This window comes from Bacillus solimangrovi (genome assembly GCF_001742425.1).
Lineage (GTDB): Bacteria > Bacillota > Bacilli > Bacillales > Bacillaceae_N > Bacillus_AV > Bacillus_AV solimangrovi.
Genome location: NZ_MJEH01000055.1, coordinates 42,271 through 55,693 on the forward strand (window position 1 = coordinate 42,271; position 13,423 = coordinate 55,693).

Annotated in this window: 14 protein-coding genes; 4 read left to right on the top strand and 10 right to left on the bottom strand. The window is 34.6% G+C overall.

Going from position 1 to position 13,423, the window contains the following annotated elements:
- Positions 1-251 precede the first annotated feature (251 nt).
- Positions 252-1,022, bottom strand: coding sequence for a TSUP family transporter (locus BFG57_RS15130; RefSeq protein WP_069718326.1), 771 nt, complete (start codon positions 1,020-1,022; stop codon positions 252-254).
- A 194-nt stretch (positions 1,023-1,216) separates the two neighbouring features.
- Between BFG57_RS15130 and BFG57_RS15135 the strand changes: the two genes are divergently transcribed.
- Entirely contained in the window at positions 1,217-2,002 is a 786-nt protein-coding gene (locus BFG57_RS15135) for a TrmB family transcriptional regulator (protein WP_069718327.1), read from the top strand.
- 196 nt (positions 2,003-2,198) lie between these two features.
- Here the strand turns inward: BFG57_RS15135 and BFG57_RS15140 are convergent, their stop codons facing one another.
- The 3 genes from BFG57_RS15140 to BFG57_RS15145 form a co-directional block, all read right to left on the bottom strand.
- Positions 2,199-2,483 (bottom strand): hypothetical protein, encoded by a 285-nt coding sequence (locus BFG57_RS15140; protein ID WP_069718328.1) that lies wholly within the window; start codon positions 2,481-2,483, stop codon positions 2,199-2,201.
- 21 nt (positions 2,484-2,504) lie between these two features.
- On the bottom strand, positions 2,505-2,660 hold the full coding sequence (locus BFG57_RS19090; protein ID WP_175428368.1) for a hypothetical protein: 156 nt from the start codon (positions 2,658-2,660) through the stop codon (positions 2,505-2,507).
- Between the two features lie 120 nt (positions 2,661-2,780).
- Positions 2,781-3,167: a hypothetical protein gene (locus BFG57_RS15145; RefSeq protein ID WP_069718329.1), complete on the bottom strand. Its 387-nt coding sequence runs from the start codon at positions 3,165-3,167 to the stop codon at positions 2,781-2,783.
- Between the two features lie 194 nt (positions 3,168-3,361).
- Here BFG57_RS15145 and BFG57_RS15150 point away from each other — a divergent pair, with 194 nt between their 5' ends.
- Positions 3,362-4,105 carry a BMQ_0737 family morphogenetic spore coat protein gene (locus BFG57_RS15150; protein ID WP_069718330.1) on the top strand — a complete coding sequence of 248 codons (744 nt, stop codon included), beginning with the start codon at positions 3,362-3,364 and terminating at the stop codon, positions 4,103-4,105.
- 101 nt (positions 4,106-4,206) lie between these two features.
- A complete protein-coding gene (locus BFG57_RS15155) occupies positions 4,207-4,821 on the top strand; it encodes a hypothetical protein (RefSeq protein WP_069718331.1) in 615 nt (204 codons plus the stop codon).
- A gap of 89 nt (positions 4,822-4,910) precedes the next feature.
- On the opposite strand, the gene BFG57_RS15160 is transcribed toward BFG57_RS15155, so the two are convergent.
- Positions 4,911-5,258 (bottom strand): DUF1360 domain-containing protein, encoded by a 348-nt coding sequence (locus tag BFG57_RS15160; RefSeq protein WP_069718332.1) that lies wholly within the window; start codon positions 5,256-5,258, stop codon positions 4,911-4,913.
- A gap of 64 nt (positions 5,259-5,322) precedes the next feature.
- The gene (locus BFG57_RS15165; RefSeq protein WP_069718333.1) at positions 5,323-5,757 is read right to left on the bottom strand and encodes a hypothetical protein; all 435 of its coding nucleotides are present in this window, start codon (positions 5,755-5,757) and stop codon (positions 5,323-5,325) included.
- 300 nt (positions 5,758-6,057) lie between these two features.
- Between BFG57_RS15165 and BFG57_RS15170 the strand changes: the two genes are divergently transcribed.
- Positions 6,058-6,420 (top strand): VOC family protein, encoded by a 363-nt coding sequence (locus tag BFG57_RS15170; RefSeq protein WP_342670321.1) that lies wholly within the window; start codon positions 6,058-6,060, stop codon positions 6,418-6,420.
- 193 nt (positions 6,421-6,613) lie between these two features.
- On the opposite strand, the gene BFG57_RS15175 is transcribed toward BFG57_RS15170, so the two are convergent.
- The 4 genes from BFG57_RS15175 to mgtE all read right to left on the bottom strand — a co-directional run bounded on the left by BFG57_RS15175 (position 6,614) and on the right by mgtE (position 12,822).
- Positions 6,614-7,813 carry an ornithine--oxo-acid transaminase gene (locus tag BFG57_RS15175; RefSeq protein WP_069718334.1) on the bottom strand — a complete coding sequence of 400 codons (1,200 nt, stop codon included), beginning with the start codon at positions 7,811-7,813 and terminating at the stop codon, positions 6,614-6,616.
- Between the two features lie 677 nt (positions 7,814-8,490).
- Positions 8,491-9,264, bottom strand: a complete 774-nt coding sequence (gene fabI, locus BFG57_RS15180; RefSeq protein ID WP_069718335.1) for an enoyl-ACP reductase FabI — start codon at positions 9,262-9,264, stop codon at positions 8,491-8,493.
- A gap of 222 nt (positions 9,265-9,486) precedes the next feature.
- The gene (locus BFG57_RS15185; protein ID WP_069718336.1) at positions 9,487-11,337 is read right to left on the bottom strand and encodes a monovalent cation:proton antiporter family protein; all 1,851 of its coding nucleotides are present in this window, start codon (positions 11,335-11,337) and stop codon (positions 9,487-9,489) included.
- Between the two features lie 117 nt (positions 11,338-11,454).
- Complete coding sequence (gene mgtE, locus BFG57_RS15190; RefSeq protein ID WP_069718337.1) at positions 11,455-12,822, bottom strand: magnesium transporter; 1,368 nt, start codon at positions 12,820-12,822, stop codon at positions 11,455-11,457.
- Positions 12,823-13,423: the final 601 nt, after the last annotated feature.

Below are 13,423 nucleotides of genomic sequence, written 5' to 3' on the forward strand. Positions count from 1 at the left end.
AAGGCTACTTATACACTACTAATTTACCCTATTTGGTATAAAATAAAACTTATTTGGAATATTATTCATTAATCTTCCAATATAGTGCTACCATACTTCCATTTGACGTTGAACATTTATCACTTTAAACCTATTAATAAGGGGAAAAAACGCCTACTACTAAATGTATGTGCTTTTTTAAGATATGTTCCTAAATATAAAAAACTGAGACATTTGTTATATGCCTCAGTTTTGCTCCTTCGTCTATGTTCTTACATTGAACTCACATAATCATAAATATTTTTTCCAATTAAAAATACAGTGACGATGATAAATAATCCTCTAACATATGTAACACCTTGTTTAATTGCAAAATTAGAACCAACAAAAGCCCCTAAAACCATCGCAATTCCCATTGGTATACCATATGAAAAGACTACAGCATCAAGATGAATAAACATTATTAACGCAGCTATGTTACTTCCGAAGTTCAAAAATTTTGCATTTCCTGCTGATTGTACGAAGTCAAAACCGATTATTAAAAATGCAAATAAAATAAATGAACCTGTTCCAGCACCAAAAAAACCATCGTAAAAGCCAATAAGTGTAATAATAAGAGCAAATATAGAAGCTTTTTTCCAAGTTAGCTTTCGATACGTTGATTTACTTCCCCAGTCTTTTTTTATTATTGTGTAAATGGCTACAGCAATTAAGAGAACTAACACTAATGGTTTTAATATATCAGGCGATACATCATTTACAATGTATGCCCCTAATAACGATCCACAAAAAACAAGGGGTAACAATCTAATAACTAACCGAAAATCAACATGACCTGATCTAATAAAGGCTATTGTACTCGTTAATGACCCCATTGAACTCGCTAACTTATTAGTAGCAATTGCTGCTGAAGGTGAGAGACCTGAAAATAATAATGCAGGAATAGAAATTAAGCCACCACCTCCTACTACTGCATCTATGAATGCCGCTAGAAACCCAAAGCTGAATAACAATACTATCGTATATATGCTTATATCTTCCATCCATATTCCCCCTACAGATCATGGACCATTCACTTTTTTTCTTTAGATGAATCACAATCCATTAGTCACTACTTAAATAGTAACCTACAGTGAACTATATGTAAATGTTTAATTACATCATTTTCCTATTCACATACCTCAACTTCAACGAGGTTATGTTATGATAATTTAAGTACTAATTAATGGAGGATACTATGGAGGAAATAATTCAAAAACTTCAATCACTAGGCTTTAGCCAATATGAAGCAAAAGCATATGTTTCTCTAGTTCATCAAGGTCAAACAAGTGCATATCAAGTAAGTAAGACATCTGGAATTCCGAGAGCTCGCATCTACGAGATTTTAAATGGACTTGAAGAACAAGGCATTGTTATTAAAAATAAAATTAATGATTCTGTTCAATATTCTCCTTTACCAGTTGAAATTTTCTTAGAGTCCGCTAAAGCAAAATGGACTGATACATATGATTACATTAGTGATACTCTAAAACACCTTGAAAAAACAGAACCCTTTGTTGACAATAAAGTAATAACGCTCAAAGGAAAATCACACATATTGGCCTATTGCAGAACAATACTACAAAAAGCAGAAAAAAAAATTATTGTTTCACTATGGAATGAGATGTATTCAGAACTTGAACATGAATTGAAAAGTAAAACATCAAATTGTGATTTAAAAGGAATTTGCTTTGAAGTTGAGAATCCATTATCAGGATTAGAACTTCATCGAAAGACAAGTTATACAAAAAATATTGGGACAAATAAATGGTTCATCCTTTCCATTGATGGTCGTGAAATGATCTATGGTACTTCTATTAATGAAAGAGATACTGCATTTTACACAGATGACCCTGTTCATATCTATTTGCTTGAGAATTATATATGGCACGATGTATTAGTCAATCGGATTGTCAAACAAACTGAAATTGATATGGAGAATTGGATCGCAAAAGAAAGAGATGATTTCTTCCATATAGAATGAACCTTCAAGCAGCTGTGACTTTTCTTCATCATCTATGGATAGTTTGTTAACCTAATAAAAATAATATCTCCCTTCACTTGATCCTTAGTTTAAAAGTAGAAGTCATAGTGGTCGTTAAGCTAACAAAAATAATAGTACCTTATAAATCAGACAGTGGTACGCGTCTATTTTATAAGGTACTGCTTACATCATATAATTAAATCCAAGAAAAAGGTGGACGTCTATTCGTATTTTCTTCCACCTGCTCTTGTTCCGTCGAACCTTCTACCTCATTTGTCTCTGGTTCAACACCTTCTGCTTGTGATTCGACTACTTCCTCCTCTGGAGCTGCCTGTTGTGGAGCACGAAAACCAAACCATGAGTTAAGTGGCTGTCGACGCGGTGCTGGCGGCGGTGTTGTCGGTGGTTCAAAGACCACTTCATTCGCTTGAAGAATTAACTTATCAACATGAATCACCTTTGGCTTCTTTTCCTCACTCATTATTTCACCTCCTTCAATGACTTATTTGTGTTTATAACCTTTCCCACAACCACATCCATTGCTTGGATTGAATGATTTCGATGATGTACTACTGAAGATTCTTGGATAAGACGAACCTGTATTTTTGAGATTAGCCGATTTTTTACTAATAGTTCGATGAGTGCCCCTTCTTCTCATTCAATTTCCTCCTTTCAATACTGCTCTGACCTGATATAGTCTATGAACCATTACTTGAAATTGTTCAGTACGTCCAAGGCTTATAGAAAAGAAAGGCTATTGCCTATCAATACTATCTTTCTATCTGCTTTTCAATCCTTCAAAAAACCAAGCATGCTGATGCTCTGGATTATAATTGCTTCCATCTTCATTAAAAAAAGAATTTTGTTCAACTATCCCTTGAATTTGTCTAGAACCAAGAAATGATTCATCACTATTGCGGTTTTTTAACTGTTTGATTTGATTTTTATACATGTCAATATCTTGCTTCGCATCATCTAATTGTTGTTGAAGGTCCTCATAATCCTGTTCGTACTGCTTTCTTTCTATAAACATTTTCTTCTCTAAATTCGATGTTGGTTCTATTTGTTTCTCAAGCTCCTCTACTTTCTCTCTATAATAAGTAAGCTCTGACTTCAACCTCGTAACAAACCGCTTCCACTGAGCATCCGAATACTTACGTTCCATTTACAATTCCTCCTCTTCTTCATACTCACCTATTTATATGCAATCTAATAATAATCTGTGTATTCGCCCGTTTATGAAATTAGGCGCCGTTTATCGCACACTTATTCTAGACATTCATACTATAAAAGTAGTCCCGTACCTAACAATGAAATACTTGCTTAGGGATAAATAATAATGAGGAGGGCTTTAAACAAATGAGCCATAAACCAAAGAAAGAAAATATTTGTATCAGAGTCCCGAAGGTTTATGATTGGGTCACACGCCAAGTTGATCTTCCATTAATTAGTTTTACTGGAAAACAATTAAATCAACTTAAATTTGATTGTGACTTAGAACCGTGTGGTGATAATGGCCATATTCGCAATATCTGTGAATTCTTAGAGCGTGAGGGCATTGATGATGTAATTGTTGACTGCTTCTTAAGTGACAGATATGGTAACCGTATTGATCCGAAAAAAGACAATGGTGTTCTTTGTCAAGAAATTATTCAACCAAATGGACGTGAAGAAGTCAAAGTTAAGTTACCTGATGGTGATGAGGTAACACTTCAGAAAGTAAAAGTTCTTCTAAAAGGATTCGTAGGGATTGAACTGTTGTCTCATAATGGTGAAGTGCTTTGCCACTTAGACGAAGGAATCCCATTTGCAACTGCACAAACATTCTTCTTATGTGCACCTAAAGGTACTGAAGTTAATTGTCACCTATCATTCTTTGAATGTGATGCAAGTTTGATTTGTACTGATGATTTTGAGCAACTTGATATCTCCATCACTCTTTGCATTGAAGTTCAAATGGAAGCTTACGTAAAAATCGAAGTTGAGGGGAAATTCTGTGAACCACGTCCAGAATTACCAATTTCACCGGTCTTATGTTCAACAGAAAAGTTCCCACCTCAATGTCCAGATGTATTTCCAAATGATGATCGAAAAGATTGCTAATTGAATCAGTAAGCTGCTGCACTCGCAGCAGCTTTTCGTATTTTTTCGTAAATGTTTACATACATATAAATGAAGTACAGGATTGTTTTGGAGGTGAAGAGATGTCGAATAACCTTTCTACAGATGATAACCTTGAGCTTCATGAAGTTCACTCACTTCTTGAGCAGGCAGAACAAAAGTTAAAAAAGTTAAAAATTATAGCTTCGACTGAAGATTTGAATAATCCAATTCAAAACGAACTTTCATTTGAATCTATGTTTCAATACTCTGTCATTCTGCCATCGTCTGATGAACATTTGCATAATACCTTCGTAATTGGAAATTTTCAGATTCACAACACTGGCGCTGAAACAATGAACAACCCACTCATTTGTTTAGAAATTTCCCCATCACAACATAGCTCAATTAGTGGGAAAATTTCATATGGAAAAGGGAATTCAGACGAAGACTCTTTATATGGTTCAAACGAGGAATGGAAATATTTAGAGTATGATTGGCGCAAAAAAGGTAGTAAACGGGGTGAACATTGGCTTAAACCACTTCATGCTGATAACATTGCTCCAGGAGAAACATTAACTTTTTCAAATTTCCAGCTCAAATTTTCAGAAAAAGCTGAAGGGGAATTATCTCTTGCTGGTTTTGTCTATTGCAAGGAAGATTCGAAAGGGAGAGCTTCTAAAAATCGTATTGTCTTACATTTACCGTCAAAATCATAACAAACTTATTCGAAAGCTGAAATTATGTAGAGAATGAAATTTCTTCACAATTAATAAATCACCCGGATTGGTACGGGTGATTTATTATTTTATTCATTCAACTTTTGAACAATTACTTCAAGAAATGCAGCACCACCAGCCAATGCTAATATGAAGACGATAAACTCAAAAATTTCAGGAAGAAACCAAATTCCTAAAACTAATAAGATTGTACTCCACATCCCTGTACACCAATAACAACTTAATAGTTCACCGATCCAGTGCCTTAACCCGCTTCCCCTTATTTCAAGGTAAGTTTCAACATTGCCTTCGGCATCTTCTTCTTCCACTAATTCATGAAATGGCTTGCGGATAAACGATGTAATTTGGTCATAAACAATCAACCTCGTTAGGCGAAAGCTTGCAAATATAAGCATCATTATTTCTATCCAAGTCATAGACAAACGACATCACCTACTAACATGAAGTCAACGTGTTCAAATAAGTACTTTTGAAGATTTTTTACAGCATATGCACATCATCAATAACATTCCAATCATACTTCTTAACCGCTTGCCCTTCACTCAGTTGGAATGAAACAGTGGCATCATCCTTTTCTAACACAGTGCCTTCAATCATTTCACCATTCACAATAAGTGCACACGGATATTGAGGACGTTCCTTTGGTATAGTCAATAACAGGTCTACCCTTTCCTTCAAACCTAAATCTTGAAAGTTTTTCTTGAAATTTGAAAGAGATGATTTATCAAATTCTGTGTCTTTTTTCGCTTTTCCACTTTCCTTTTTAACTCGCATAATTCGTGTAGTTGCTTGCTGCTGTACCTTCTCATTTTTCTTAATTATATAATCTTGCATCTTCGTGTCACCTTGCTCAAAATCAGGCTGGACAATATACAGAAACGGACGATTTGAAGCACTTGTTTTCTTTTTTGCCAAGACCTATCCCTCCTTTTCTACACATCATATGCAACCAATATAGGTAATGTGCCCAAAACTTTATTAACGTTAAATTTCTAGTACAACTAATTCTTTAAAATAGAAAAGAGAGTGAATAAAACCATAATTATTTTTGCTGTTCTCAATCTCTTAGCTATGATAAACTTTTAATTACATAAATATCCAATACTTAATAGTAATTTGATAACACCCTATCGTGAAGATAATAGATAGATTAGGGATAGGACAATAAAGTGTCATAGTTGAAATTTAATAGACATTATTAGGAGGGCAACGATTTTGAGAAAAATAAATGGAAGAGTAGTTGGATTTGAATTGAATAGTCAACAACCTGAAAAAGCTATAGAATTTTACTCTAACGTTTTTGGTTGGGATGTTGCTGAACCACATTGGGATTATTGGTCTGTTTCAACTAGTGAAACCGAGAGAAACGGAATGAATGGTGGAATTGCGAAAGGACCCAATGATTATCCTCATGGAACTCGTATTCAAATCGAAGTAGATTTCATAGACGAAGCGATTTCTTCAGCAACAAAAAACGGGGCTATGATCGTTAGAGATATAATGGAGTTTGATGAGTTTTATCTTGCCTACTTAGTAGACCCTACAGGAATAGGTTTTGGGCTTATTCAAAAAAAGTAATTTCACGCGAGAACATTCACAATCATTCACTAGTAAACAGCTCATAATGAAAAGAGAGCTTGGGATTCCAAGCTCTCTTTTCACGTAACGGCTATTAATAGGTGCGCTTTTATCAATTGTGTTAATTACTCCAACTAATTAATAAGTGTCTACTTCATTAACAATACTCTATTATTTATTGTACTTTGTAACGTTAGTTAGCACGTGATAAAATTTTACGAACTTTCTCAATTGCCCAATCAAGGTCTTCTTTAGAAATAACTAAAGGTGGTGCAAAACGGATAACCGTATCATGTGTTTCTTTACATAATAAACCTTCTTCTTTTAGTAGTTCACAATATTTACGAGCTGGTTCAGTCAATTCAACACCTATGAATAATCCTTTTCCACGTACTTCTTTAATCATTGGATTATCAATTTGACGGAGCTGCTCCATGAAGTAATTACCTAATTCAAGTGAACGTTCATCAAGCTTCTCATCCTCAAGCACTTCTAGTGCTGCAACTGACACAGCACATGCAAGTGGATTACCACCAAATGTTGAACCATGAGATCCAGGGTTAAATACTCCAAGTACATCCTCATCAGCAACAATACAAGAAATTGGGAATACTCCTCCACCAAGTGCTTTACCTAGAATTAAGATATCAGGTGTAACATCTTCCCAATCACAAGCAAACATTTTTCCACTTCGTGCTAGACCAGCTTGAATCTCATCGGCAATGAGCAACACATTATTCTCTTCACATACTTTTTTAGCTTCCTTCAAGAATCCTTCAGGTGGGATAACGATACCTGCTTCACCTTGAATTGGCTCCATCAAAAATGCAGCAGTATTTGGTGTAATCGCTGCTTTCAATGCCTCAATATCACCGTAAGGAATAATATTCATTCCAGGTAACATCGGTCCGAAACCACGCTTATATTCTTCTTCAGATGATAACGAAACTGCTGTCATTGTACGCCCATGGAAATTGCCTTCACACGCAATAATTTCTGCTTGATTCTCTGCTACGCCTTTAACATCGTATGCCCAACGACGTGCTGTTTTAACTGCAGTTTCCACTGCCTCAGCACCTGTATTCATTGGTAGTGCTCTCTCTTTCCCTGTCATTTTACAAATCTTCTCGTACCAAGGTCCAAGCTGATCATTATGGAAAGCACGTGACGTTAATGTTACTCGATCTGCTTGTTCTTTTAACGCTTGAATCAATTTAGGGTGACGATGACCTTGATTCACTGCAGAATATGCACTTAACATATCCATGTAGCGATTACCTTCAGGATCTTCAACCCAGACACCTTCAGCTTTAGCTATTACAATTGGAAGCGGATGATAGTTTCGCGCACCAAATTTTTCTGTTTGTTCAATTATCGAATTTGTATTAGCCATGAAAATTCCTCCTTAAATTCAATTGAAAGGTATGTTTTTCTAGTCCTTCTCAAATATAACTCTTATATATTAAGTGGAACTGCTCTATAGTAGAGCAAATTATATCACTCTCCACCAAAAGTATAACAAGTCTCGTAAACACTTTTATTATTCATCATAAAGTAAGACGAATGAATTTACTCACCTTTTTATACTTGCAAGAAATATGCCAAAAATCTAAATTCAATGACTTTTATTGCACCCTTTTAATATGTACCCTTCATATCACTTTAATCAGGCTAACGTTCTGTCGTTATTCTTTTATTATTAATAGAATTGTTAAAATAAATTCTATTATTCCCCAATGACTCACTCTACCACCAAACGCAAAATAATTTTTCTTATACAAAATATTTTGCGTTTAAGAGCAAAATATTTAAACTATTAACTGCCATTCTTACTTAATGTAATACTTCCATGTACTTTCCGATATAGTATCCTTCATTGAATTATTCTTATGACACAAACCAATAATAAACTTCATATTATATACAAAGATAAAACCTTTTTATTATATGCATGTATCTTAGTTCCTCATTAACAGTGAATTTTTTAATACACAGAACACTGAAGAAATGACAGTTATTCTCGCAACAAAAAACCCTTTGATCATTGATCAAAGGGTTTTATTAATCTGCTTATCGTGCAATAATATTGTAACCAGAATCGACATGGATAATTTCCCCGGTAATACCATTCGACATATTACTCATTAAGAATAGTGCTGTATTACCTACATCTTCTTTTGTTACCGTTTTGCGTAAAGGAGAGCGTTCTTCAATTTCTTTAAGAATTGAATTAAAATCTCCTACTCCTTTTGCTGAAAGTGTACGGATTGGACCTGCTGAAATAGAATTCACACGAATTCCATACTTACCAAGGTCCGCTGCTAAGTATTTCATACTTGCATCTAAAGATGCTTTCGCTACACCCATAACATTATAATTCTCTACAACACGTTCTCCACCAAGGTATGTTAATGTGACGATGCTTCCACCCTCAGTCATCAGATCCTTCGCAGCCTTTGCAACTGCAGTTAAAGAATAAGAACTGATGTTATGAGATAATAAGAATCCCTCACGAGTAGTATTCATATACTCGCCTTTTAACTCTTCCTTTTTCGAAAAAGCGATACAATGAGCAAGTCCATGAATAACTCCCACTTCTTCTTTAATAGTTGTAAATGTATTATTAATTTCATCATCATTTGTAATATCACAAGGTAAAACAAGTGAATCATCACGGTCTAATGTTGTAACAAGTTTTTGAACATTTTTTTCAAGACGTTCTCCAGCATATGTAAATATTAAACGAGCACCAGCACGATGTAGAGCTTCTGCAATCCCCCAAGCTAAACTACGTTGATTTGCAACTCCCATAATCACATATGTACGACCTTCAAGTGAAAACATTTCATTTCCTCCTTCAATATTTATAAATTATGACATACTTTTAGTACCTAGTCCTAAAAAAGATTATACCATACTTTTTTACGCTTACAAACATTTCAAACACATTTGTAAGATATACCTCTATAGATCGTGTGATGAAAACACTAATCCACACTATTGAACACAAACTTTCGTTTCTTTCAAAAAAAACCATCATGACAATACAAGCCATGATGGTTTCTTTTAACACCATTCACAATATTCAAGGATCATTTTGAGCTCTTCGACATACTCTGCAGAACCCGTCACAATCAAGCGGTCACCTAACTTTAATTCAGTATCCCCATGAGGTACAATTGAATCTTTACCACGGAAAACACGAACCATTATGACATCACCTGTAAATGTGAAATTGCGTAGCATAACGCCATTGAATTCTGGATTATGCATATTAATTTGGTAGAGTGCATTTTCTTGTTTCGTAAATAAATTCATCACACTTGGTGATTCAATCAGAGCTTTTAGTAATGTTTTTGTTGACATTAACACGGAAAACACATCAATGTTATGTGCTTTCATCTTCTCTTCTCCATCAGATGTTTCTATTCTTGCAATAACACGCGGTACACCTTCATGTTCTTTTGCATATAAGGCAACTTCTCTATTTGTACTCTCTTCTCCAGTAGAAACAATTAACATGTCTACATCAAATACACCTTGTTCTGATAAAAAGTTCACATCATAATCTTCTACCTCTCGAATGTGATAACAAGAACTCGCTGTATGATTATCAATTTTATCTTGTTTCGTATGATATAAAAATGTTTCATATTGATCAGGATCTAACTCCCTAGTTACAGGAAGTGTCATTCGATTAGCACCAATAAAGGCGATCTTCGTGCGATTATGTTCTACAACCTGCTTTTTAAATGCCTTTTGGAATAGGATCGGAGCTAATATACTTGCAATAACAGCTACTAAGATAAGTGCTCCAGACATGTTTGCATCGATTACACCCATCCGCTCCCCAATCGTGGAAGCCGCGATTACAAGTGACAATGTTGACGTCAAAAGAAATCCAGATGCAAAGACTGTATTCCAATCGTACCAACGTCTTAAAATAAAGGCTGGAACAATCTTTGAAGCAAACAAAGCTATTAACAACAACGGAATTAAGATTAAAACTGAACTATCTCCAAATAACTCTCTCACATTTAGCTCAACCCCAACCATTACGAAAAAGATTGGAATTAAAAATCCATATCCAAATGAATCTAACTTATGCACCATATCGCTATTTGGAGATAACAATGAAACTAATACCCCTGCTAAGAAAGCACCGAGAATATTTTCAGCACCAACAGATTCAGACAGGGCTACTAAGAAGATAATTAAAGCAAACACTGCGCGTGTCCCGATTTGAATCGTACCTGTTGCCATCGTTTCAACAAATGATTTGTGTTGGAAATTTTTCCCCACAAAGTACAATAATACACCCGCACCGAATAAAATTAATAGTAACCACATGCTTCCTTGTCCTTCTCCGTATAAGGATACAAACACAGCAAGCAGAATCATCGTAACTAGGTCTGCAATAACTGCTACTAATAAAATCGTTTGACCTATATTACTTTTCATAATTTGTGCATCTTTTAGCGTTGGTACAACTACACCTAATGATATTGTTGAGATAATTAACGTCATTAAGAACGCATTATCGATAAAACCTGCCCAAACAAATGCAAATGACAATAATAATGATAATAAGAAAATCCCAATAAAGATAATGAATGCAACTATAAATGCATTCGGTTCATCTTCTTTCTTCTTCTTCTTTCCACCCGCAAATGCAGAAAAGTCAATTTCTAATCCACTTAGAAACATTAAGAAGATAAACCCTAGTGTTGATAATGTCTCAAGCCAAATATCAGGGTGAACAACGTTGAAACCACTCTTCCCGATAATTAAACCCATTATAATTTCTGCTACTACTACTGGAATAGCATTTAATTTCAATCGGTGTAAGAGAATTGGCGTGAGAAATGCGACAATGATAACGATGACGAGTGATGTCACCGAAGCATGTTGCTCCAAAATAGCACCCCCAATATATATTTATTGAAATTAACAGGAGTTTCCTTCATCCCCCATTAATGTTAGTTGAACAAATCATGTAAAGATTGACACATCATTCAATTAGTATGATCTAAATCATCGTGTCAAATATTGCATAAAAACAGTTGCCATTCCAAAATAAATTAAAATACTAATTAGGTCATTAATTGTAGTTATGAATGGGCCTGACGCTACTGCAGGATCAATGTTGAACTTATGCATTACTAACGGTACAAGTGCACCTGCAAGTGTTGCAACAATTAAAGTTGCAAAAATAGAAATCCCAACGAGAAGTCCTAGATAAACATCATGATGCCATAAATAAACGACGAGAACAACGAGTAAACCGCAAATCGCACCAGTAATAATACCTGTTCCTGCCTCTCGAGCAATTAACTTCATTTTACTTTCATGTTCAGTGTCCCCAGTTGCAATATTTCTTACAGCAACAGCTAATGCCTGTGTACCGGTATTTCCTGCCATTCCTGCAATTAAAGGAATGAACACTGCTAAAATAGCTACCTTATCTAACGTATCCTCAAATCGTCCAATTAAACTTGCTGTCAGCATACCTAAGAATAATAGTATGATAAGCCATGGTAGTCGTTTACGCGCTGCTGAAAAGGGATTACGGTCAACTGTTACCATATCTGAAACGGCAGCAAGCTTAGAATAATCATCCGAAGCCTCTTCATCCATAACATCCATTATATCATCAACTGTGATAATTCCTAATAAATGCTTTTGAAAATCGACAACTGGAAGGGCTAAAAAGTCATAGTCCTTCATCATCTTTGCCACTTCTTCTTGATCTTCACTTACGGATACTGATACAACACGGTCATTCATAACTTCATGAATTTTCAAATCATCATCAGCAATAATTAAGTCACGTAATGAAATAACACCTGCAAGTCGTAAGTCTTCATCAGTAACAAAAATATAATAAATGGTTTCAGCTTCTGGGGCCTCATGCTTCAAATGATTCATTGCTTCTCTAATCGATAAGTTTGCAGGAATATTAACGAACTCTGTCGTCATGATACTACCTGCTGTTTTTTCTTCATAATGAAGAAGTTCTTTAATTTCTTGAGCGGCCTCATCATCCATAATCGTTAAATAGCTTACGACCTGTGACTTATCAAGTTCATTTAATACGTCAACCGCATCATCTGCATACATTTTTGATAACATATCTGCTGCATATGCTGGGTCCATCTCTTCTAATAACTTTTCTTGATCCTCTATATCAAGATTTTCAAACATTTCAGCCATTTCTTCAGGTGATAAATATGCATATAATTGAAAGCGAATTTTACGTCTTTGTTTAATAAAGAACTTTGCACGATCATATGGATGCGCATCTAAAAATTCTTCCCGAAAAGACTGCATATCTTCATTCTCAATAGCTTTTTGAATGTATTCAACGAATTCGTTATCTAAATTCTGATTTGATTCTGGCATCCCATCCACCTCTCATTCACATCAGGATTGTCACAATACCCTTTATCTATTCGAGGTTGTTCAAAAGTCTGAATTATAAAAGTTATATTCGTTCAGCACGCTAACAAACATAATCATTAATGCTGAAAAACATAGAAGGCTTGCCTGTCATTTCAACATAACAGTTGGAATCATTGACATTTATCTTTAGTGTACTTATAGAAACTTATCATAGAATCTTTGAGAGAAAAACTCGGATTTATCTTAGTATAATTAGTGTCAATTTTTTATTGAAGTATAACTGAATCATATTCAAATTGGTGATAACTCTTAATTCTTCATTTTGAACAAACACTTTATCTATTACCTTTAATTACCATTAAATCATTGCATTCTATTTAGATAAAAACCTAATTAATCGTATAAATAATCATTCACTTTGTCAAACAAGAGAAAGAAGGTTTTTACAATTATTTCTCTCATTGTGCCACAATATTAATAAGTGTTCACCAATTTTTTAAACTTGTCTATTAAAACAATTCATCATTATTAACCCCATTCATAAAAAATTAGAATTAAAACACCATTTTAAATGAATAATGGATACTAAACTTTCTCAAAA